20 protein-coding genes and 1 tRNA gene are annotated in these 21,646 nt (G+C 54.7%); 5 read left to right on the top strand and 16 right to left on the bottom strand.

The features are described from left to right. Positions 1-58 precede the first annotated feature (58 nt). A tRNA-Ser gene (locus tag AC0QHF_RS22380) sits at positions 59-146 on the top strand. A gap of 288 nt (positions 147-434) precedes the next feature. On the opposite strand, the gene AC0QHF_RS22375 is transcribed toward AC0QHF_RS22380, so the two are convergent. After that, on the bottom strand, positions 435-581 hold the full coding sequence (locus AC0QHF_RS22375) for a hypothetical protein (RefSeq protein ID WP_324706469.1): 147 nt from the start codon (positions 579-581) through the stop codon (positions 435-437). A 142-nt stretch (positions 582-723) separates the two neighbouring features. On the opposite strand from AC0QHF_RS22375, the gene AC0QHF_RS22370 reads away from it, so the two are divergent. Together AC0QHF_RS22370 and AC0QHF_RS22365 are read left to right on the top strand one after the other, a co-directional pair. Then, a complete protein-coding gene (locus AC0QHF_RS22370) occupies positions 724-1,071 on the top strand; it encodes a hypothetical protein (RefSeq protein WP_324706468.1) in 348 nt (115 codons plus the stop codon). 318 nt (positions 1,072-1,389) lie between these two features. Beyond that, complete coding sequence (locus AC0QHF_RS22365; RefSeq protein ID WP_324706467.1) at positions 1,390-1,515, top strand: hypothetical protein; 126 nt, start codon at positions 1,390-1,392, stop codon at positions 1,513-1,515. A gap of 192 nt (positions 1,516-1,707) precedes the next feature. Here AC0QHF_RS22365 and AC0QHF_RS22360 read toward each other — a convergent pair whose 3' ends face one another. From AC0QHF_RS22360 to AC0QHF_RS22320, 9 genes are all read right to left on the bottom strand, one after another. Continuing rightward, entirely contained in the window at positions 1,708-2,889 is a 1,182-nt protein-coding gene (locus AC0QHF_RS22360) for a tyrosine-type recombinase/integrase (protein WP_324706466.1), read from the bottom strand. Positions 2,890-2,923: 34 nt separating this feature from the next. Next, positions 2,924-5,884, bottom strand: a complete 2,961-nt coding sequence (locus AC0QHF_RS22355) for a DUF3987 domain-containing protein (protein WP_324706465.1) — start codon at positions 5,882-5,884, stop codon at positions 2,924-2,926. Between the two features lie 330 nt (positions 5,885-6,214). After that, positions 6,215-6,430 carry a hypothetical protein gene (locus tag AC0QHF_RS22350; protein WP_324706464.1) on the bottom strand — a complete coding sequence of 72 codons (216 nt, stop codon included), beginning with the start codon at positions 6,428-6,430 and terminating at the stop codon, positions 6,215-6,217. A 426-nt stretch (positions 6,431-6,856) separates the two neighbouring features. Then, complete coding sequence (locus AC0QHF_RS22345) at positions 6,857-7,297, bottom strand: hypothetical protein (RefSeq protein WP_324706463.1); 441 nt, start codon at positions 7,295-7,297, stop codon at positions 6,857-6,859. 101 nt (positions 7,298-7,398) lie between these two features. Continuing rightward, positions 7,399-8,853 (bottom strand): hypothetical protein, encoded by a 1,455-nt coding sequence (locus tag AC0QHF_RS22340; RefSeq protein WP_324706462.1) that lies wholly within the window; start codon positions 8,851-8,853, stop codon positions 7,399-7,401. Continuing rightward, positions 8,853-9,116, bottom strand: coding sequence for a hypothetical protein (locus tag AC0QHF_RS22335; protein ID WP_324706461.1), 264 nt, complete (start codon positions 9,114-9,116; stop codon positions 8,853-8,855). Before AC0QHF_RS22335 ends, AC0QHF_RS22340 begins: the two co-directional genes overlap by 1 nt. Before the next feature lie 14 nt (positions 9,117-9,130). Further along, positions 9,131-9,736 carry a hypothetical protein gene (locus AC0QHF_RS22330; RefSeq protein ID WP_324706460.1) on the bottom strand — a complete coding sequence of 202 codons (606 nt, stop codon included), beginning with the start codon at positions 9,734-9,736 and terminating at the stop codon, positions 9,131-9,133. Positions 9,737-9,980: 244 nt separating this feature from the next. Beyond that, complete coding sequence (locus tag AC0QHF_RS22325; protein WP_324706459.1) at positions 9,981-10,754, bottom strand: hypothetical protein; 774 nt, start codon at positions 10,752-10,754, stop codon at positions 9,981-9,983. Further along, positions 10,699-11,082 carry a hypothetical protein gene (locus tag AC0QHF_RS22320; protein ID WP_324706458.1) on the bottom strand — a complete coding sequence of 128 codons (384 nt, stop codon included), beginning with the start codon at positions 11,080-11,082 and terminating at the stop codon, positions 10,699-10,701. The genes AC0QHF_RS22325 and AC0QHF_RS22320 overlap by 56 nt, the downstream gene beginning before the upstream one ends. Before the next feature lie 215 nt (positions 11,083-11,297). Between AC0QHF_RS22320 and AC0QHF_RS22315 the strand changes: the two genes are divergently transcribed. Beyond that, positions 11,298-11,648 (top strand): ribbon-helix-helix domain-containing protein, encoded by a 351-nt coding sequence (locus AC0QHF_RS22315; protein ID WP_324706457.1) that lies wholly within the window; start codon positions 11,298-11,300, stop codon positions 11,646-11,648. 266 nt (positions 11,649-11,914) lie between these two features. On the opposite strand, the gene AC0QHF_RS22310 is transcribed toward AC0QHF_RS22315, so the two are convergent. Next, on the bottom strand, positions 11,915-14,629 hold the full coding sequence (locus tag AC0QHF_RS22310; protein ID WP_324706456.1) for a pentapeptide repeat-containing protein: 2,715 nt from the start codon (positions 14,627-14,629) through the stop codon (positions 11,915-11,917). On the opposite strand from AC0QHF_RS22310, the gene AC0QHF_RS22305 reads away from it, so the two are divergent. Next, entirely contained in the window at positions 14,628-14,834 is a 207-nt protein-coding gene (locus AC0QHF_RS22305) for a hypothetical protein (RefSeq protein ID WP_324706455.1), read from the top strand. The genes AC0QHF_RS22310 and AC0QHF_RS22305 overlap by 2 nt on opposite strands. Here the strand turns inward: AC0QHF_RS22305 and AC0QHF_RS22300 are convergent, their stop codons facing one another. From AC0QHF_RS22300 to AC0QHF_RS22280, 5 genes are all read right to left on the bottom strand, one after another. Beyond that, complete coding sequence (locus AC0QHF_RS22300; RefSeq protein ID WP_324706454.1) at positions 14,835-15,941, bottom strand: competence protein CoiA; 1,107 nt, start codon at positions 15,939-15,941, stop codon at positions 14,835-14,837. Between the two features lie 231 nt (positions 15,942-16,172). Next, positions 16,173-16,865 carry a GUN4 domain-containing protein gene (locus tag AC0QHF_RS22295; RefSeq protein ID WP_324706453.1) on the bottom strand — a complete coding sequence of 231 codons (693 nt, stop codon included), beginning with the start codon at positions 16,863-16,865 and terminating at the stop codon, positions 16,173-16,175. A gap of 46 nt (positions 16,866-16,911) precedes the next feature. After that, complete coding sequence (locus AC0QHF_RS22290) at positions 16,912-17,436, bottom strand: hypothetical protein (RefSeq protein ID WP_324706452.1); 525 nt, start codon at positions 17,434-17,436, stop codon at positions 16,912-16,914. A gap of 167 nt (positions 17,437-17,603) precedes the next feature. Continuing rightward, positions 17,604-20,609, bottom strand: coding sequence for an ATP-binding protein (locus tag AC0QHF_RS22285; RefSeq protein WP_324706451.1), 3,006 nt, complete (start codon positions 20,607-20,609; stop codon positions 17,604-17,606). Positions 20,610-20,696: 87 nt separating this feature from the next. Continuing rightward, a complete protein-coding gene (locus AC0QHF_RS22280; RefSeq protein WP_324706450.1) occupies positions 20,697-21,581 on the bottom strand; it encodes a tetratricopeptide repeat protein in 885 nt (294 codons plus the stop codon). Positions 21,582-21,646: the final 65 nt, after the last annotated feature.

Genomic DNA, 21,646 nt, shown 5'->3' with positions numbered 1-21,646 from the left:
CGTGGCTCTTGCTATTTCCCAAAATCCGTGCTAAAATTGTAGACTGACTTGCCCTATTGGAGAGGTGGCAGAGATGGTCGATTGCGACGGACTCGAAATCCGTTAGGGGCGTAAGCTCCTCGTGGGTTCGAATCCCACCCTCTCCGTTGTTTCGGTCTTCTATTCTCAAGACTTCTGGCTGTTTCCTTAAGCCAAAAATCGTGTCGTTGCACTCAATTGAGTCCTAACATATAGGACATTGAGTGCAAATCCCTACCCCCCACCAACCCCCGATCGCACCAGACCGGGGGCCATTTTTTTGCCCACCAACGATCCATCAGATCCATCAATGATCCATCAAAATTTGCTTGATGGATCGTACCCAAAAAATGCTCACCGTAGGCGTTACAGACCTCACGATCCATCAGATCCATCAAAATGGCTGAATATGTAAATTAGGGGTAGGGGTGTGACCCCACACAACAAAAATGGATGAACCGACACCACCACCGCCAGCGACACGGACAGACGCGGTTGGGGAACTGTTGCCAGTTGGCACGTCTGACGTGAAGGCGATCGCCCGTCCGCGTATCAATGTACATTGATTGGGTAATATTGCCAGGTAGCAACCGGGTGGTGTGACGGATCGTAGGGCGATACCCAACACCCCGACAAGGGACGCTTGACCCGTATCAATGTACAATGATAGATGTATCAATGTACAAAGATAGAGCTATGAGCAGTATGGCTAACTACAACCCCGACACCAGTGGGTTAAAACAACCGAAATGGGACCACACCCCGACCGTCCCGATCCGGGTCCCCGCCGAATTTGCACCCGCGCTACTGGCGATCGCCCGACAGATGGATCGGGGGGAAGCGATCGAGGCGGCACCCAACAGCAACGGCAACGGGCGGCCGCAAAGTGACCCGACGCCCGACCCGATCTTCCAGCAGGTGATTGATGCCCTCCAGTCCGCCTTTGAAGTGAAGGCAGGGAACGGCGGCGCGATCAAGGATGAGATAGAAAAGGCCCTCAATCTGATGGGGGTTGAAGCTAACCGTCCGAGGCGTGGCGGTCGCCGATCGTGAAAATTTTGGGGGGTAGTCCAGGGCGGGCATTAAAAGGGACTCTAGCAGTGTTGGGTAAGTTCCAGCAGGTTGGGGGGGGCTGATTTTTGTGTTGGGACGGATAGCCGCGATCGCCCCGACCCGTCCCGATACATCTCCCAAAAACCGGACACATATTGAGACGCACCCCACCCCAGTTTCGCCGGGGTGGGGATTATTAAATCATTCAAAAAACCGCCCGGGTATCAATGTACATTGATAAGAGTGACGGACGGGGGTAGGGGGGCGATCGGCGATCGGCGGTGTTGGGTATCGCCCCGGGGGGAGTTCTTACAAAGCGTGGCCGATCGTCGGGGGGTGTGGAAGTGCCGGGGAGCGATCGAAGTGATGGTGGGGGCGATCGCGCCGATGGGGGGTGGGGTCGGTTTCGGTTTGACGATCCCTGAAGATCGGATCGTCAAATGATCGTCAAATGATCGTCAAAACCGGTTGGGCGAGTCCCCAAAACCCCGATAGATTGAAGCCGATGAGGGGATTTGAACCCCTGACCGCTCGATTACGAATCGAATTAAAAAAAAAGGCTGAAACTCTTTCCATGTAGGGATTTGGGGCTGGCGACAGTCCCGGAGGAATTTCAAATTCGCCTCAAAATTCGCCTCAAAGTTCGGGGACTGATAACCCCTGCTTTCTGCCTGCGTAGAACTTGTAAATTGTTTCGGGTGAGTTGCCGACGAGGTGGGCGACATCTTTGACCTCAACCCCGGCTTCGAGGCATAGGGTGATGAAGGTGTGGCGCATTTGATAGGGTTTGCGGTATTCAATGCCCAGGTCGGCCAGGATGGGTTTCCAGTGTCGGTGTTGGAAGTTGCCGATATCGAGGATGACTCCCCTCTTGCTGGGGAACACGATTTTTGAGTCCGACGTTCGACGGTACACCGATCGCTCTCGGACATCCCTGAGAATGGCTTGGACTTGGTTGTTGCAGGGGAATTCGCGGCTGGGTTCTGTTTTGAGTTTGTCGCACCGTTTTCGACCGCCTTTTCCGGTTACGATCGCGCTCTGGAAGGTCAATTGGGTGAGGTCGGGGGCGATGTCGGACCATCGGAGGGCGATCGCTTCTGAGGGACGGCAGCCGGTGAAGAAGCAGAAGCGAACGTAGTTGTGCAGGTAGCTGGAGTATTGGCTCTCGGCAAAGGCTCGGATGATGGCGTCTCGTTCGTCGGTGGTGAAGGGTTTGATGTCTCCTTTTTTCGATTTTTTGATGTGTTTCTTGGCTTTTCTGCTCAAGCGGTTGAAGGGAGATGGGCCGGGGACGAGTCGCAGATCGATCGCCCACTCGTAGCAGGCGTTGAGTTGGGTCATCAACCGGGATGTGGTGTCGGGGGTGAGTTTCTCGATGGCCCAGTCGTACACCTCCTGTCCGAGAATGGCAGTTATCTCGGTGTCGCGGAATGGCGATCGCTCGATGTGGCGCGACATGACCAAGTAGCCGTTTTTCCAGGTTCCGGGGCTGGCTGTTGACTTTTTGGTGTCGATGTAGCGTTGGTACAGACCGCTGAGGGTGGCGTGTTTGGGCGTGGGTTTACCGGGTGGGGGTTCGGGATTCGCTTTGATTTTGTACCGTTCCAGGGAGTAGTCAAAGCGGCCGGCTTCGATTTCCTCTTGAATGAACCGGGCTTTTTCCTCGGCGATTTTTCGGTTGGCTGGGGTGCAGGTGAGGTTGAGGGAAATGCGCTTCTGCTTTCCGTCGAACAGTTGTCTGGGTAGGGACAGTCTGAGCCTGTTTTTGTCGCAGGAGACTCCGACCCTCCCCTTGCGGCGTGGGGAAGTCTGTTTCATGGTTTTTGATTGAAATGGTGTTTCCGGTGGGGGGCTAAGTCGTCAAGGCTTGTCCCGTGTCTTCAAACCGCTCCAGGTTGGTGGATGGGGTGTAGAAGGGACTGTCCTGCCGACTGAGGAACTTTCCTTCGACGAACGTCTTGCCGTTGTTTTTTGGGTGGATTTCCTTGATAATTCCCTGCTTGCCATTCCACGGGCATTTGGGGTCATCGGAGGAGAGGTAGGTCACGGTGTCCCCAACTGCGATCGCCTGTCCGTTGCGGTCTGTGGCGGTGAGCGTGTTGTCGGGTTTGGGGGCGGTTCGACTCCGCTCGCCGCAAGTCGCACCAGTTTTCGGATCTGCGGGTGCGTCTATTGTGTCTATCGGTCTAGAGTGGGGGCTAGGTTCCTTGTCTGGCGGGGATTCTGGCGTGTCGGTGTCGGTGTCAAGAGTGGGTCTAGAGTCCGGTCTGGCGTCTAGAATTTTGGGGTCGGCAGACTCATCCGCTTTGAATTTCCTTCGAGCGCCGGACCCTTCGATGGTTCCGAGGCCTATCTCGGCGAGTTTGTCGAAGTATGCGCGAATTTGGTCGGGTTTCACTCCTCTGAGCGATCGTATCCGCTGCTGACAGTCGCTGGCTTTGACCGCTCCCCGTTTCTGGGACAAGGTGACGATATGGGAGAGGAGTGCTTCGTGGTTGTCCTTGTCCGCTTCGGCGTAGACACTGGTGATTTCATTGATCAGGAACTTGGCTAGTTTTACGGCTAGTTTTAGGGTTGAGGGGCTGATTTCCTCAGTGATGGGCTGTCCCTGTCCGAGGCAGTGGATGATGTGGAGGTTGCCCGCAATTCGTCCGACCTTTCCGGGGAGCTTGCCCCATTGGGAGGCGATCGCCGGGTTTTTCTCCGCGTATTCTACTCTACGGACATCTGCTCTGTTGTAAACCCGGGCGAAGTAGTCTTGGGCTTTTTCAGACAGTCGCAGTTGCACGGGTTCCGAAATTTTGAGCAGTTGGCGGTAAAACTCGACGAGTGTTTCCTGGACGTTGAGTTTTGGGAGGTTCTCTCGTTCCGCCCGCGTCTCGGGGATGTGCATGGGGGATATGGGTTGGCGGATGATGGAGAACCTTGACCACCAGCCGGAGGCGTCGTTCCGTCCGTTGGAGAACTCCTCGAATACTTCGGGTTGGATGTTCCCACAGAGGTTGAAGTTGGAGTGGGTCGTGTTGCTGGCGATTTCCTCGGCTTTCGCCTCAATGCGTCCGTCACCGTTGTAGAGGCTGAGAATGTCCTCGGCAAATCCTTGGTTGTAGGATTTCTGAATGTTCCTCATTTCTCCCGAAAACTCATCGGCTACTAGGAGACACCCCCACCGGGGATTGTGGGCGAGTAGGTTACGCAGTGCGGCTTGAGTTGCCCTATGTATGGCCAGGAGTCTCAACTGTGGCTCGGGTTCGTCAAACTGTTTGTCTGCATCTTCCGCCTGTTTCTGGCGCTTTTTCCAGTCCCGATGTTCGAGTTCGTGCCGTTCGTTGAGTTCCTTCTGTAGTTGCTTGAAGGGTTTGGAGATGATTTGGTTGAGTCCTGGTGTCTTCCGCTGGGACGGTACGGCACAGACCAAAGTAAAGAGGATGAAAGGTTCGCTGTGGTTGGTGTAGTCAAGTAAGTCAATCCTTGACTCGGGTGGCAGCAGCGAGGCAGTTGCCGTTATGAGGTGCATTAAGGCAATCTCGGGTCTGAGTGCCATCCTTCGATAGATTTGGAAGATGGGGTGCAGTGCCGGTGGCAGAAATTTCTCGACTTCAAGGCTGTTGTGTTGGAAGCTCAGGAGTTCCTCGACTGCTTGCTTGCATTCTTCTCTGGTTTCTTCCTGCTCTATTTCATCAATCCGGGCTTGGTAAATTCTGTAAACCTCTGTCGGTGAAATACCTGTCGCTTGTGCGATTTTGGCGAGAGTGGCTTTTAACTGGGCGCCACTTGCGCCGGACTCTATGACTTGTTCGATCGCTTCCTCCAAATCGTTGTCTTTGCCCCCTTTGATGAGGGAAAAGGATCTGTCGCTCTGAGATGGTTTTCCGCCGCGAACCCCCGATGGGTCGGCGAGTTGCTTCCAATAGGCTCGAACGCAGTTCTCGATCTTGTCATCGCTCAGGCATGGGGTTGGGTTGCGCCGTTGAGCCGATTTCCAGGTTGACTTGCGCCGTTCTGGTTCGAGTGGCGGATTGCAGCGATCGCAATATTGCTCGAACAGATCTTCGGGGCGGTCTTTCACCGGATACCCCAGGTATTGCAGCCGTTCATATGTCCCCAAAAGGTCTTGGGCGACCCGGATCGCGTCGTCGCCACGCCGTCCGTCTGGCGACCCGGATTCGATCAGATTCCGGGTTTCGATCGCGAGGCAGATGGTGAGGGGGATGTCGTCAGAAGTGATGCTGTTGAGCAGGGGAGTTTCCGTCCGCCCCGTGTTGTCCCGCATTTGCTCGATGACCCACCGGGGGGCTTCGGCGATCGCGGTTTCCCCTGGGGAGTTAATCCATTGATATTGTCCGGTTTCGGGGTGAACTGATGGCGGTAACACCGACTGGCAGCCATTCCACCGCAATTCCAGCAACACCTCTTTGCCGTCGTCGCCTTTCTGTCCCGTCTTGATTTTGCGGGTTTCGACGTTGCCCCATTCCGATTCGGGAATCTGGTACAGGTATTGGGCGCGTCCGGGCTTGTTACTGGTGAAACTGACGGTCGGTGGCAATCCCCCCGACGATTCGGCCAGTTTATGGGCGGGTTCACCGTCGCAGTCTACGGCTACGATTCCGCCGGAGATAGCGCCCGTTCTGAGTCCGTAGCCTTTCGCCCGTCCTGTTTCGATGTCTTTTTCGATGGTGTCGCGATCGCAGGGTTTCTCGTGTTGCCAGTTTTTCCGGTAGGGCGCTTTGCTGCCTCTGACGGGGGTGAGGATGAAGCTGTCGGGAATCTGGGAGAGTCCCGCGATTAGTTCTTGGGTAGAAGGCTTGTTCATCGCACACCTCCCAGCTTTTTCTGAATTTTCTCGATGTCTGCGATGTGCTTGGGATAGGGCTGAAAGGGTCGATTTGCCTGGTCTGCCTTGGAAATTCGGTCAAGCAGGCTCGTCAGAATAACGCGATCGCCTTTGCTCAATCCGGGAGCCATTAACAAACGCTGTACCGTTACTTTCCACCGCTGGTTGGGGGTACAATAGGCGTGTGATGGGCAAAGAAAAGCTTGCCCTTGCAAAGTATTTCGTTTTAACATGAATATGTGCGACCTCAATAGGTCGCTCGAAAAGTTTTAATTTTTGGGGAGGCTACCAACCTCCCGTTTTTTTTGCTCAAGCGCACTTCTGGCGCTGTTTGTCGCGGTACGCTCTCAGGTACTCAAAGCGTTCGCCGTGTCCTCCTCTGGCTCTGTAGTCCAATTCGGTGGCTTGGGGGGCTTCTGTTTCACCCAGTGGTATTTGGGCGATCCACTCTTTGATGATGGTGGCGACGGGAACTTTCCTCAGTGCGGCATAGAGATTCAGCCTGTCGAAGTCCTCTGTGGTCATCCGACAGTTGAAGTTTTCTATTGCGACTCTCCTCTGTTTTGCCATTTCCCTCTCCTCGATATATGTCTGGCGGGATGATTCTCAGTTTAGCAATATTTTTGATTTTATGCAATAACACAAACATGATAGATACGTAACGGATATAAATCGAAAATTTTTTTTGTGATTCCTCAGTATACATGGGGGTTTTTGTGATTCCTCAGTATACATGGGGGTTCTCTGAAATTCATATTTTTGATTTCTCAGTATACATGGGGGTTCTCCGCAAGTTTTGGGCAGCGTAAATCTGTGGAAAAATCGAATCTAGCATTTGAATTTCGACCTCTTGTTTAGAAGACAGCAAATGCTGTGTACTCCTGGAATGTTCACACTGAATGCTGTGTACCAAACTAGGTGAACTCTACTGGAGCTGCGATCGACTCTGTACTATCGGTGTTTTTCCCAGCAACTTCCGTTGAATAAACGTCCGCTGGAGCAAGTTTTTTCCGGGTTGCTTGTGTTGGGTTCGGCTGTCGGTTCGGATGCCGGGGTGTCGGCTGACTTGCGGTGAATGCATTTGGATTCGCCGTCTACGATACGAAATGCTTGACAGGGCAAGTAGTCGTCTGCAAAGCAGCTTTCCTTACCGCCGTTGAGGGTGCAGATCACTTGATTGGCATTGCCGGGAATCAGAAGCTTGGGTGGTGGCTGTTCTTCCGGATGTTGGGTGAAAGAAGGCTCGACGGGGGCGGGTTTCTTCCTGTCGCTCCATCCGAATATGATGGCTCCGAAGGAAGCGAGTGCGATGGAACTGACGAACAGGGTTTTCAACAGTCCGAACCGGGATGACTTTCTCGGTTGCTGGTTTGTCTCGGTGATATTTTTCATGGCGGGGGTTCGATGGGGGTGTGGCGTGGTGTGGCGAGTTGGAGGAAGCCCCCAGAGGTGGCTCTGGATGGGGCGACCACGGCACCACACCACGGTTGAGATCAGGTCGGGGTGACTCGCAGCCAAAGGCTGGTTCCGTCGGGTTCTGAGGTCAGGTAGCCTTTGTCTTCCATCCACCGCACGGCGATGAGGAATTTGTCTTTTGTCCATTTCTCGCCGTTGGTGGTGATGGTGATGGATCGCATCAGTTCGCCGAGTCTGGCTTCGGCGCCGTTGTTGACAATCCACTCCAGGATGCGGATCTGTTCGGGTGACAGGTCGGGATAGTTGGGGTTGAGGGGGGGTTTTTCCAGGTCGATCGCCCTCGGGTTGGGGTCGCCTTTGGGGTTTTTCCGGGTTCCGGACGGGGTTAGTTCGGCTGATTCGTTGAAGTCGGGTACGGTGCGAAGGTTGAGAAAGTGGGGGTGAATGAGGTGCTGGGGCGCATTGCCTTTGGCGCGGTAAACGGTGTGGTGCTTGTGGGTGGGATGTTCCATCAACTGGAAGGGGGCGGACCCGCTGACGACGCAGGGGTAGGCTGCGGTTTGCAGCCATCGGTATTCGGGGGTGGCGTGTTTCAGTTTGGTTTCGCCTTCGGCGCGGGCCGAACTGCCGGTCAAGATGAGCAGGAAGTTATTGCGAAATTTGCCGTCGATGCCGATCGCCTCGGTGTTGTGGGACAGCATGAAGGCGATGAGGATGATGTCGAATTTGCGGGCGTTTCCCAGTTTGCGGAGGGCGTAGGAGAAGATCTTGGACCGCTTCCGTTTTCCCGGCAGGGGGTCGATTTCGTCAAGGTATTCCAATTCGCTCAGGGTGTCGTTCACTTCGTCGATGAGAAGGACGATGGGGTGGGCGAGGGTTCGCTTGCGACGTTCGATTTCGTCGATGAACCACCGGGCGATCGCGAAGATTTCTCGGGGGTCGTCTACGATTCGGGGGTAGCCCATCTGTTCCCAAATGGGGTTTCGGGATGCGTGCAGGTCCAAGACGATGACTTCTGCGGGTCGATCTCGGGTCAGCAAACCCGCCAGGTGGCCGGCGCCGAGGAGGGTTTTGGCGCTGCCGGAGTTGCCGCCCAGGATGATTCCGCAGGCTTCGTCCGGGATGTCGGCGGGGTTGTAGAAGTCGATCTCCCGGCTTTCCCCGATTTCGGCCTGGGGTGGGGGCGAGGCGATGTCCGGGCCGCATCCGATGTCCGGCGGGGGGAGGAATTCGTTTTCCCATTCGGCCAGTTCGCTCACCTGTACGATGTCGAAGCATCCGTCCTCGATGTCGCGGCGGATCAGGCTGCGTTCGGTTTCTCGGATGCCGGGGATGGAGTAAGCGATCGCGGCAGTTCCCCCCAGCCAGCCGATGCCGACCCCCCAGAAGCGGTTCGGGTTGATGCCGGGGTTGAGGGAGGCCCACCACAGTCCGGCGGTGCCGATGCCGATGCTGACGAGGGAACAGACGGAGGCTTCGTGGTCCGAGAGCCATTGCAGGAAGGCTTGCTGCCAGTCTCGGGTCGAAATCATCAGAAGATCCCCCACAGAAGGCCGATCGCGGCGGTGGCGGTCAGGGCGATGGCGCCGAGTTTGAAGATGAGGGGGGAGGTGGCGAACAGTCCCCCCAGGCGGTCGGGGTGGGCGACTCCCAGGCTCAGGGACAGGAGGGCGATCGCGACGATGCCGAAGTAGAGCCACCCCCCGATGGCGGAGGCCCTGAGCAGCAGGGTGAGCAGTTGCCCGGAACTGGCGCCCACCAGCAGCAGTCCGCCGAACATTCCAAAACGTGCCACGGTCGTTCACCTCCTCAGTTGGTTCTCTGTCCGAAGCGCACGGGCGCAACCGTGCGGGGATGGGGGAGTCCCATCGATGAGTTGCCCCGGATGGACTGCCGCCGTCGTTCGAGTCGGAGTCGTTTCTGTTCCCGGGCTTTGGCGATTTCCAGGTCGCGGGTGGCGCGGGTGACGGCCATGTTCGCGGCTACGTTGTCCAACCCGGTCAGGAGTTTTTCGTTGTGCCGGTACTGTTTGGCGGTTCCTTGGGCGGTGGTGAGGATGGATGCGGTGGCGTTTTTGGAAATGGTGGTTTCCGATCGGGTGATGGATTTGAGCAGTTTCCGGGCTTTGCCGGAGTTGGCGGCGACTTTTTTTCCCTCCCGGTCGATCGCCTGGAGTTCGGCGATGAAGCCGTCGTCGCAGGCCCAGCCGCGACTTTCCCAGGCCCGGATCAGTTGGCTGGAGGCGTCGAGGTAAACGCCGGGGCCGGCCGGGGAGGTGGGGCGGTAGCTCCCGTCGATCATGGAATTGGGGACGCTGGAATGGTCGCCCGCGATGTCGTACCCTCCGGTGGGGGAGTTCCCGCCGAGGTTGAAGATGTTGCCGAAAAAGTTGCCGATGCTGTCGTACCAAGCCATTATTTTGACCTCCTGTGGGGGCTGAGATGGAAAGGGGCGGGTCAGAACATCCCCCCGGTTAACTGCAATTCGAGGGCGGGGGATCGGGCGGCGCTGAGTTCGCGCCACAGGGTTTGCAGATGGGATAGCAGGTGTTTCATGGGTCGGATGTTGTCTGGGTGGTGGGGTGCGCTGTCGCGGATCGCGCGATCGAGTTGGTGTTGGAGTCGGGCGATCGCTTCTTCGATGTTTTGGAGGCGGGATTCTACGGATTGAGTCGGGTCGTCCAGTCTTCGGCGGTTTGCTGCCGTCGCAGGGTGTCGGCGCGGTTGCGTCGCCGGGTCGCTTCCTCCCCCATTTGTCGGATCAGGTCGTCGGGGGACAGGCCGTTTCCCCGTTCCTCGAACTCCGTCAGCAGCCCGGTTTTGGCGTTGGAGTCGATGGCGGTTTCCAGGTGGTAGAGGGATTGTTGTCCCCGCAGGCGGGCGTTGAGGAAGGCGGTTTGTTCGACTTTGGAGGCGGCATCTCCGAGGCGTTCTCCGCGCCGGTGGGCGATTTCGAGGATTTCGGCGGCGTTCCCGGCGGTGATGCTGTCGAGGGCCCGGGCTTTTTCGATGCGGCGATCGCGGTCGTGCAGGTGGGCGAGGGCTTCGTCTTTGATGTCGAGGAGGGCCAGGACTTCGGATCGGGGGATGCGATCGGGGTCGTGTCCGAAGGAGCGGACGAGGGCGGTGGTTTCTTCGGGGGAGAGTTTGAGGGTGGCGGCGGTTTCTTCTAGGTTGAGAAGGTCTTGGCCGTCGGCGGGGGGGGCGGGCTCGCCGGATAGGGTGTTGCGGTGGGGGTCTTGACTTCGACTCCGCTCGGTCGTCTGGTTTCGACTCTGTTCGATCGCCTGTCGGATGGCGGTCACTTCGTCGGGGGCGAGGGTGTCGGGGTTGAAGCCGCGATCGAGGGCGATTTTGAGGACGAGGGATTCGGGGACTTTAAGCGACTTCGATACGGTTGCTGCGGTCGCTTTGGAGGGTTTGGGCGAGTTCATTGAAGTATTGCTCCTGAGTGAGTTGGCTGGCGTTGTTTTGGATGTAGTCGGCGATGGCGGCGGCGGGGGCGCTGCGGGGCAGGGATTCGTAGAATTGGTTGACCTGTTCGAGTACCCAGGCTTGGTAGAGGTTGAAGGCGGCTCTGGGAACGTACCAGCGGCGGTAGTCCGGGACGTGGTAGATGACCCATTTTTCCCATTTGTTGAGGGTGGTGGGGCTTCTGCCCAGGTTTCTGGCCAGTTGTCGGCGTTCGATGTAGGGGCCGCGATCGCTCCCCTGTTTGAGCCGCACGGCGGGGACGACTTCGGCGGTGAGGGGTTGTGTCATGGCGGTGAGTTGGGTTTCGGGTGGATGGTTCGCCCCGCTCTGAAGGGGTTGGGGTGAACATGATTGACTATAGTGTACCTATATAGGTACTGTCAATACCCTTTCAGGTTTTATTTGTTTCCCGTTTGGGGATGGAGTGGGGGAGCGTGTACCCCGATGGGCGCTAAATAGTACCATTGAGGGGAGTTTGCGAAAGTTTGGATGAAGGTTGGAATATGACTGGCTCAACTCCGCCGAGGGGCAAAAAGGTTCATGTGACGCTGCCGCTTGGGGTTTATGAGGAGTTGGTGAGGCGGGCGAATTTTGAGAACCGATCGGTTGCGAATCTGGCGGGGTTCCTGCTGGAGTACGCGATCGCCACCAAGACTCCGCCCCCCCTGGGGACTCAGAAGTATGAGAATCCGGATCAGGAGGGGAACCGTCTGGCGATCGCGTTTATTAGGGCGTTGGCGAAGGGGGAGAAGACGAATGAGGGGACGCTGACGCAGTTAGCCCGAGATTTGGGCATCGGCGAGGAGGTGCTGATCGAGATCCGCGATCGGGTTTTGGGCGAGAGGGGGGATTGAGTCGAAAAAATCCCCCTAAATCCCCCTTAGCAAGGGGGACTTTGAATTTTCCAGCGTCTCTCATCGACTTTGAAAAGTGCCGTATGTTCTTGCAGGTGGGGGTTTTGGGTTTCCTGTGGGGCGATCCGCAAAGTGTACCCATTGCGCTTTCGGGTGATTTTCCGTCCCTCGGATGGCGTTAGCTGACAGGGCAAGGTGGTTGAAGATGTCAGTTTAGATTGATTGTTTTCTGGTTTTCTGATTTGATAGTAATCGATTAAATTTTTTCAAGGATTAAAATTCTCGGGCAAGATAGCATCTTGAAAATTTGCGTGATACTTGCGTGCATCAGTTAGGTTCGCATTTCTAAGATCCGCATTTCTAAAATTTGCATAACTAAGATTTGCATCTCGAAAATTTGTACGATATAATCTTGCATCGGTAAAGTCTGCACCTTTTAGATTTGCATTCCTTAAATCTGCAAACTCGAGGTTTGCACTTCTCAGGTTTGCATTTCCGAGTTTTGCGAACATTAGCTTTGTACCACTAAGTTCTGTCTTTTCGAGATTTGCATTTGTCAAGTTTGCATTTTCAAGGTTTGCGCTTCTTAATGCTGCATTTTTAAGATTTGCACCTTCAAGATTTGCACCTCCAAGATTTGCAATTCTGAGTTCTGCATATTCAATATTTGTATTGGTGAAATTGGAATTATAGAGGTCTTTAATTAAAAGTATAGCGCCACTCAGATTCAGGTGATTGAGACACATCAAGGCTGTTCGGTTCTTTGAACTCGTTCGCTGTCCTTGCAATTTTGACAGCCAATTGCCAAACGCATCAGGCTGTTGCTGGAAGCATTTGATATTTGAAACTATCTCGGTCACATAAGCGCAGCTACTGAGCGCGGCTAAGAGAGCTTCTTCGGCATTGCGGGCTTGGTAAGATTCTTCAAAATAGGAGGGACGGGGATCGAGCTTCTCCATTGGCATTCCCTTTCGCAGCATATAGTCGATGAGTTGACACAAGGTTTGTTGCCACTGCTTCACCTCTTCCGGGTCTTGTAGTGCCATCTCATCCCTCAAAAAAGTTAAGAGATATTGATCGACTTCAGAAGGGCCGCAAAGTTTAGCCCACTCAGATAAACAGTGTTTTTCATCCCACCCCTTATCCGGGTCGTCTTGCTTCCGATGAAATTCTTCATGAGTGTTTTTGAGTTGTAAAACAATCCGACAAGCCGCGAGATATTCTCCGAAGGTCTTGTGGGTGAATTCAAACGTGGCATCGCTCGCATATTGTTCGCTTTGCCTGAAATAGAAAGCGGTCAACAGTTGGGTAACTCCACTTTGAGAATCGTTGCAGCGCATGACCTCTAAAAGTTTTTGAAGTTTAGAGTTACAGCGATTTTCTATTTGCGCGATTGTTGCCGTTCGACGATTGCCATGCCAACAGGCAATGGCGATTTCTTCGAGAATGCGAATAAAATCTTTCTTGTCAATTGCGTTTAGCGTTGGGTGCCGATAATTTTCCCAGTCACGCTCAAAGACACGATCGAGTAAATCGCTATAAATCGAATTAAGATTGTTGGTTTCAGAAAAATCCAATCTTTGACGGTCATAGCTGAGGGCGATCAGGTAGTTCAGTAGAGGTTGAGCCGTAATCTCGGCTAATTTTCCTCGATCTAATTCCGGGGGCAAACCTTGATACACTTTCCCTTTCAGCTCTCCATATTTTTTCCACCAAACTTGGCGTAGGTCTGTCGTCAATAACTGTTGTTCATCAATATATGAGATTCCCCATTCTTTTTCTGATTTTAGGGAATAGGGCAAGAGATGTAAGATTTGACCTTCTTTGCGGAAATAAGTTTGATTATGCTGTACGACAATATCCCGACCGCTCATCAATACTAAAATTTTTGCTTCTGTTTGGTTGTAACGGTTGAGATTGCTTTGAACTTCAGTAATGAAGTCTTGGGCGACTTGAAAAGCAGCTTTTCCCTGCATTGCCAGTTCATCCAGTCCATCAAAGATGAGTAATACCTGGGATTCTTGGTGTTCCTTAGTTAATGGATTGGGGGGCAGAAGGTTATCCAAATCGGTATCTATAAAATCTTGAACTGCATCTTGCAAAGCGTCGCGTATTTTCAAGTGATGGAGTGGTATGAACAGGATTCGTGTGGTTTCATCTTGTGCCAGTTTTGCTGCAAACATTTTACAAAAAGATGACTTGCCACTGCCGGGGCCACCACAAATGACTCGGATCGCGTCCTCTTTATCTGCCCTCTTTACCCAATTGGTGAGGGTTTCGTGCAGGTCGATCGCGACTCGCTCTTTTTTTGGGGATTTCAAATTTTCTGGTTCTCGCGATTCGGATGATTTTTTTTCATAGTAGCCCCGCAAGGGAATGTACACATCTGCCAGTCCGAAACTTTCCTCAAACATGGGTTCATTCACCCGACGCTGCAACCAAATTAAATAATGTTTCCAAGCCAACTCCCTGTCTATCGCTTCGGCAAATGGCGTGTCCAGCTCTTTTGTGAGAATGGCGTAAGTCGCGGGATTCGATCGCCACTCTCGGTGGAGGGCGAAGACGAAATAGCTGGGCAGGCGTTTGGCTAGGTTGGCAGAGTGCGTGGGTTCAAAACCTTGAGATTCTAGCCAGGATTGGTAGGGCTGTCGAACAGCGTCAAGAAGATCGAGATCTTTGGGGCGATCGAAGAACGTCCTGGGCAGCTCCTGATGATTCTCTAACTCACGGTCAAGTGTTTGGCGAAGTTCCTGGGGGTCAAGTTCAGTTTGTAGCGATCGTTCCTTAACTAATTCCAACATGGCTCCGATTAGCGATCGCTGTACCAACAACCACGCGATCGCACTGGGTTCATTTGGATTGATGTCCAGCGATTTGAGGATGTCTACCGCACTTGCACCCGCATTTTCCCAATTCTGGAATATGACGGCAATTCCACCTTTTGCCACCCCTTGCAGCAGTTCTCCCGGTTTCAGGGACATGGGACGTTTCCATATAGAAACTGGCTTTTGTATGGGGATGTCGGATTCGGAATTCATCATTCAGACCTCAAATCGTTGGTGTTTGCTGGTGTTTCAGGTGGCGATCGCCATTATGAGCAGTTTTCCGTTCCCTTGGATGGTGTTAGCTGACGCCGTTCTCGGGTTGGGAGTTGGGCGCGATCGCGTGGTTGATCATCTGGTGTAACTATGAATCGGGACTGCAACAGAAGTGCCGAGTTCGGGAATAGCACCAGTGCGGAATGTCTTTATCTTCCAAGGAGAGATCGACAATTGTGGCAAAGTCGATGCGTTCCGTCTCCTCATATTCGAGGTTGCAAATTTCATCAAAGTAGAAGTGGTTGCCGAAGATTGCGCCGCAGCGAGGACAGCCGAATGAAGTGTATGAATCCCCGACGGTCTTGCTGTATCGGGGTTTGATCGCGCCCATGTTGATTTTGTGGCGTTTGGCTTTTGGAGTCTCCAAACATTCGCGGGCTTTGGCGACAATCTCGGGGAGAAATTGAGGGTCGATTGCGACCTGCTGCAAGTCAAAATCTTCGCCACAGCGTGTTTTACAGGGTTGATTCTGAATGTGATAAATATAATGTTTTTGACGGCATTTCCAACAGTTGACCGGGAAGAATCGAATTCTAATCTTCTGTTGCCTCTCAAATCGGTAGGATTCGCAAAATTTAAAATAGCCGGATAAAATGTCTGCGATAAAATCGGACAACTTTGACGATCGCCGATTGTCCGCTGTGGAAAATGAATACATGGATTTTCGGTCGGTAATGACGAGGGGCTGTTCGGATTCGTTCACCGACAATTGAAACATGGGGATGTCTCTTCTGGGTTCAGAAGTCGGAAACTTCTTGAACAGCCAGTAACATTGAATCCCGTCTTCGGCATACTTCCGTTGTCGCCGTTCGGTTTCTTCCAGCGTTTGGTGACTCCACTGGACTTCAAAGGCGACCCTGACCAACTTGCCGTCGATCTGTTTGGTCGCCAGTACGTCTGCCCTCCAATTCTCTCCACTCGCCTCCGTCTTCACGTCGTAACCCATCGCTTGACAGGCTCGGGCGATTTCCGTCTTGCAAAGGCGGTGCTGCCACGTTTCTGGTTTGGACGTGCATTCGCCCTTCTTTTGGTGGACGAAGTGCTTGATGCCGCGTGTCGATGTTCTCAAGTACCCCCGTGCTTCGCAGCAGGGCAAGGTGACTTTGGCTTTCCCGCGTTTCAATGCATTCCATTCTTCATCGGATAGCAATGGGGCGAGTAGTTCTCGTCCGTCTAAAATGGCTCTCAGTGGCATGGCTTTGTTCCCTGATTCATGGATATTCGATTGGCTATCTTCCGTCCCCTCGGATGGCGTTAGCTGACGTTGTTCTCGGGTGGGAAATTGGGTGCGATAGATGCGCTTCGTGGATCGCGAGTAAGTCGTCTGATGCGACTAAGGCGGGTGGGAATGGGTGAGTTCGTTCATAGCAGGGGTGGTGTCGGGCCAACATCGTTTGGGGTACAGGTGCGTTGTTTTCCCATTTCCTCAAAGACCGCAAGCCGTTACTCGCTGAAACAGAGAGGCATACACCAAACAAACTCTGCGTATCGATGCACCGACGGGCAGTTTCCACCAAAAACTCCGGATGGGAAATCGCAGGATGCCGATCGCCCTGAGAAATCGAGTCAACATCCACAAAATCACCCACTGCACAAACCATAGAAGTGCCAACAGAATCGCCCCCGCAATTCCCCCGCCGATCAAGCCAGCCAAGACCCACAGGACAAACCAAAGAATTGGGGGGACGGGGAGATCCATCACCCAAGATGTGATGCAGGGGAGATGGCCGCGTGGGGCCGACGTATCGAAGGTTAAATCGTCGTAGTAAAGCCAGGTTCCCTTCACCCGCCACCCGGCAGCTTCGCACAGCCGATACCACACTTTATTGTTCGGACATTTGCCGTCGAGCTGGCCCCCATTGTTAAAATAGATTTCCTTTTGAACGGAAAAGCCGAACCGGCCGTTGCTGTATTGGACCCACAATCCGTCAATCGTTCGCAAGTCCTCGCAAGGGAAATCATTGATATTTTTGTGGGTCAATCCCCCATCTTCCGGCCGTTTGGAAACTGCCAGCATGACCCGCCTCGTTTCCCTGTCCGCTTCCCGCCACTGCTTCTGGGAGAGCAAGTCTCTCAGTTTTGTATAGTCCATTCCGACTGCCGATTTCAATTGTTGCATGGTTGGATGTTCCTCCAATAGTTAAGTTGAGATTGAATGCGATCGCCTAAAAATTGCTGTAGCTGACAGGCTCAAATCCCCAGCTTTCGGGTAGCCAATCTTTGGCGACGACACCGAATCCCCGGTCGAATTTTTTTTTCATTGCTTCACGTAATTTGGAATCGTCTGAGTAGTGAGGCGGACAAGCTACCTCGGCGGGGTAGGTTCTGATGTTCTGCTGGGCGAGGGCTTTCAGGATAGATTTACCGCCTCTCCCCCCCGCACCGCTGACGTTCAGGTTGCAGCAGTTGACCGCTGCTAAGACGGTCAGTTGAAGGAGGCTGTCGGGTTCTTTGACGATGAGAAAGACGCTCAGACTGCCCAATTTTTCGCCATCTGCTTCTCGCTCCGACAGCTCCTCTGCCGGGTTGTCCGCCAGCGTCGCGTCGATAAACCACTGGGGTGGCAGGCATTCGGGTTCATTTTCTGCCAGCAACACGCACCCGACGATCGCCTCCGGTTTGTGGGCGATGAGGGTCAGGATGGGGTTGAGAGATGCAGTTATTCCTTCGGGTAAAAAGATAAAGTTCATAGTTGGGTTCTCCCTGATGGTTGTCGATGGTGGTGGATTTTCCAGCCACATGAACGGTGTTAGCTGACGCGGTTCTCGGGTTGGGAGTGAGGCGCGATCGCGGGATTGCTCTGTCCCCGGCACCGTCATCCCACGTTGACACCCCCATCCCCTTGAACTGGAAAATGTCAAGATTCGAGTTCGCTGTACAAGCCCAGTTCCTCCAAGGCGACCCGGGTCTCTTCGCGCTGCTGTTCGGTGATGTCTCCCTCCACCGAAAAGTGAACTTGCAGCGTCAACTTTAAATCTTGTTCGTTGGCAAATTTAGACAGAACTCGCATATAAAAATTCATCCATTTCTGGGACGTAATTTCCCCCGTCCACTCCAGCGACCGGGACCGAGAAACGGGGTCGCCCGTTGCGGTGTCGTAATCGCCGCTTTTTTCGCCGACTTTTGCCGACTCCGGCCGCGCCGATTCGCGAACCCTCCCGACTGAAAACGGGGCGGTGGCGCGGATATCCCCCACGGCGGCGGTGACGGTGAAATTCCCCGCATCTTCCCCGGCCGTCAGGACGCCCTCGGCGGTGATTTCTCCCCCCGTCGCGCCCCATCGAACTTCCGCCACGGGAAAATCTCGCTCGTATTGGTCTTCTCCCCGGACGGTGAAGGTCTGCTTTTGTCCCGGTTCGAGGGTCGGGCTGTCCGGCGAGATGACGATCGCACTCAGCCGGGGCGGGTCGGTAATCCGTTGCTGGTAAGCTTCCGCGTCTTCAGCTTGGATTGCGAAGGCATCTTCGGAGAGTTCCACGTCGTCGTCTGACAGGGAACTCTTGAACTCGAAGGGGTCGTAGCGATCGCCCACCTTGCCGACGTAGGCGAAATGTCCGTCCCGAACCCCCCGCGCGATCGCCGTTTTGACGGCATCGGGGTCGAGGAGGCGGGGGAACTGCGGCGAGGCGAAGAAGGCATCCCGGATGGCTTTGGTACTCCACTCCCGAAAGGCGGGCGGCCAGTTGCGGACTAAAAATCGGGGGCTGATCGCATCTTCGATGTCCCCGTCTTGCTGGAGGCGATCGACGATCAACCGGGGCAGGGATGCGGCGGCGCTCGACGTGATCAACCCCAAGTTGACCGTGCGAATCCGGTTGTCTTTGCCCAGCAGCATCACATATTTGTAAGAGCGCCAGACCGTTTCCCGCAGGTCCCGCTCGGCTTTCTTCAAGCTTTCGGCGAGTTGTTTTCGCTGGGTTTCGTCCAGGCGGTCGGACTCTTCCTCTCGGATGGCTTCCCAGGCGAGGAGCTTCCGGGCATCCGCCCGCAGGGTCGCGTCCGAATCGGCGATCGCGAACATCAACGCGCTCTTGTAAGTCCGCGCCGACGCCCCCACCTCCCGGATCATCCCATCGACAAACTTCGATGTCTCCTCCTCAGACCCGGCGTGTTCCGGGGCCAGCACGGCCAAGGTCAGCGTCGGCTGGTTGGGGATGTCGCCCGGTTTGTCGGGAAACGGGACGATCTGGACGAGTCCCCGCCCGGGGGCGAACTGCTTTTCGATCGCCTCCCGAACCCGGCGGTCGATCGCTTCGTCGCGGACGCTGGCGCGGCGGTCGGCAAGAATTTTGTTCAGGTTGGGGTGGATGCTGAAGTAATATTTCGTGCGGTTTACGCTCAGGTAGTAGCACTCGGCCGACAGGGCTTCGAGTACCGTCTCCACGTTTCCGATGTCCAAATCCGGTTCGCCCACAGCCATGCGGATTTCCGGGAGGGTGGCTTCGGTGCGGGTACACCCCCCGTTGGATTCAAAGAAAATGGCGGTGGCAACTTTGCGGTGCAGCCTCGCCTTTTTGATCGCCTCCACCGACTCTTCGTCCAGTTGGAGGGCGTGGGCTTCTTTTTTGCCGGCGATGTCGGTGGTGATGGCTCCTTCCAGGCGCTCTTGCCCCATCTGCTCGAACAGGGCGGCCCGAAAGTTCGGGTCGTCCAGGGGGGCGGTTCCCAAGCCGATCAGCGGGTCGCGTCGGCTACCCCTGTACCCGTCCTGGTAGGCTTTCGAGACCCACAGCGCCAGCAGCCGCAGGATGCCCCGAGTGCGCTGGAATTGGGGGAGGGCCTGCCACTTGCGCTCGAAGACGGAGAGGACGGAGGGGTGGAAGGGATAAGTCGCCTTGAACGCTTCGAGCGCATCATCGACGGGGAAGCTGGGAAGCTGTTGGCGGTGCTCGATCGCCCAGTCGGCGTATTCGTTGCAGGTGGCGATCGCATCGGTGGGCAGCATGATTTTCCCGTCGGCCGTGACGGCTTTTTCGTTCCATTCAAACAGGCGGCGGCGGATGATTTCGGAGGTCTCCGACTCGGCCGAGAGCATGGTCGCCTTGCCCAGGCGGTCGAGCATTTTCTTGAACCGCTTTTCGTCGGCTTCGTCGGCTTCGGTGTACTCCATTTCGGAGGCGGGAATGGACACCACCAGCACCACGTTATTTTGACCCCGGGCGGTTTCGGAGAGGGCCTGCATGAAGTTGTAGAGGCGATCGCCGTAGCCCTTCTGCCGGTAGGTGCTGACGTAGTTGAGGATTTCGTCCATCAAAATCAGGCAGGGTTTGTCGTCGGGCAGAAATTGCCGGATCACGTCGCCCTTGGGTTCGATAAACTGCTTCTCCTGTTCCGCCACCGCCGCCAGGGCCGCTTCTCCCCCCAGTTGGTAGGCGATTTCGCCCCAGGGTGTCTGCCGCCGGGGCGTGCCGTCGTCGCCCCCCCGCCCGGACAAGGAGTCGAATTCGGTGCCGACGAAGACGGCGACGGCGGCTTCGGGGATGGACTCCATTTCGGCTTTGGCGAGGATTTTGGGAACTCCCGTCCACCGGTCGGCCTTCGACCCCTGCTTGGCGAGGTGGTACAGGAGGGTGAGGGCGTGGGTTTTGCCACCGCCGAATTGGGTGGAGAGGTTGAAAATGGCGGGGGTTTGGGCGGTTTCCCCGGAGAGGCGGCGCACCACCAGGGCGGCGAATTCGGTCAGGGATTTGGTGAGGTAGGTGCGATCGAAAAACCGTTCCGGGTTTTGGTAGTCCGCCGGGGCGCGACGATCTCGCACTTGGTCGAGGTGGACGGCGAATTCGGCCGTATCTTGGGGTTTGCCCTCCCGCAGGTCTTCGCGGGGGGTGAGTCCTTCGATTTTGTGCCAGGGTTTTAACGGCATGATTGGGGGTTGGATGACTTTTACAAAATCTTCGAGCGACCGGTGGAATTGATGGTGAAAGTGCCGGTCATTTGTTGTGAAAAAATATTAGAACTTTATTTGATTTAAAGAGTCGATCAGGCTTCGGATTTCTTCCTGCTTTTCTTTCTGATTGGTTTCCATGTAAATTTTTTCGGCTTGTTGCAGGTCGGCGATGGCGGGATTCAGGAACATTTGAATGCAGCAAAAGGCTCTCTGCGTGTAAGCTTCGTCATGTCCCGGGTTCAATTCGATGACTTGACTCCAATCATCGAATGCCTCTGTATATTGACCCGAGTTTGCCCACATTTGGGCTCGAAGACAGTATGCGGCCTGTTCGGTCGGATCGAGTTCGACGATCTTGCTGTAGTCCTCGAACGCCGCTTGATATTGTTTTAATCGCAGGTGGGTCGCGGCTTTTTTGTAGTAAATATTTTTGTCATTCGGTGCCAACGTCGTCGCCAGGTAGAAGTCGGGCAGAGCTTTTTTATATTCCTCTAACTCTAAATAACAAACCCCCCGGTTGTAGTAACTCCGGGAATCGTTGCTGTCGAGTTCGATCGCCGCGTCAAAATTCGCGATCGCCCGGTCGTACTGTTTCATTTGAAAGTAAGTAACCCCCCGATTGAAGAAAGCTCTTGTGTAGTCCGGCTTTAGGACGATCGCCGCGTCAAAATCCGCGATCGCTCGGTCGTAATCTTCCAATGCCAAATGAACCAATCCTCGGTTTGAAAAAGCCTTTTCATCTTGGTCGTTGAGTTCGATCGCGCGGTCTAAATCTGGCAGGGCTCGGGAATGTTGACCTATATTCGAGTAAGCCCCCCCCCGACCCCGGTAAGCCTCGCCGTAGTCCGGATCGAGTTCGATCGCCTGGGTGTAATACTCGATCGATTCTTCCCATTTCATCTGGTCGAAAAGGTTCGACGCTTTTTCTCTCAGTTGCCGTGAATCCATCTGTTTTGACCTCCGCAAAGTGTTCTGCAATTTTACGATTGAAAAAAAAGATATAACTTCCCCTC

The sequence above is a fragment of the Lyngbya sp. CCY1209 genome (assembly GCF_055795065.1).
This window is presented reverse-complemented; position numbering and strand designations above follow the sequence as displayed.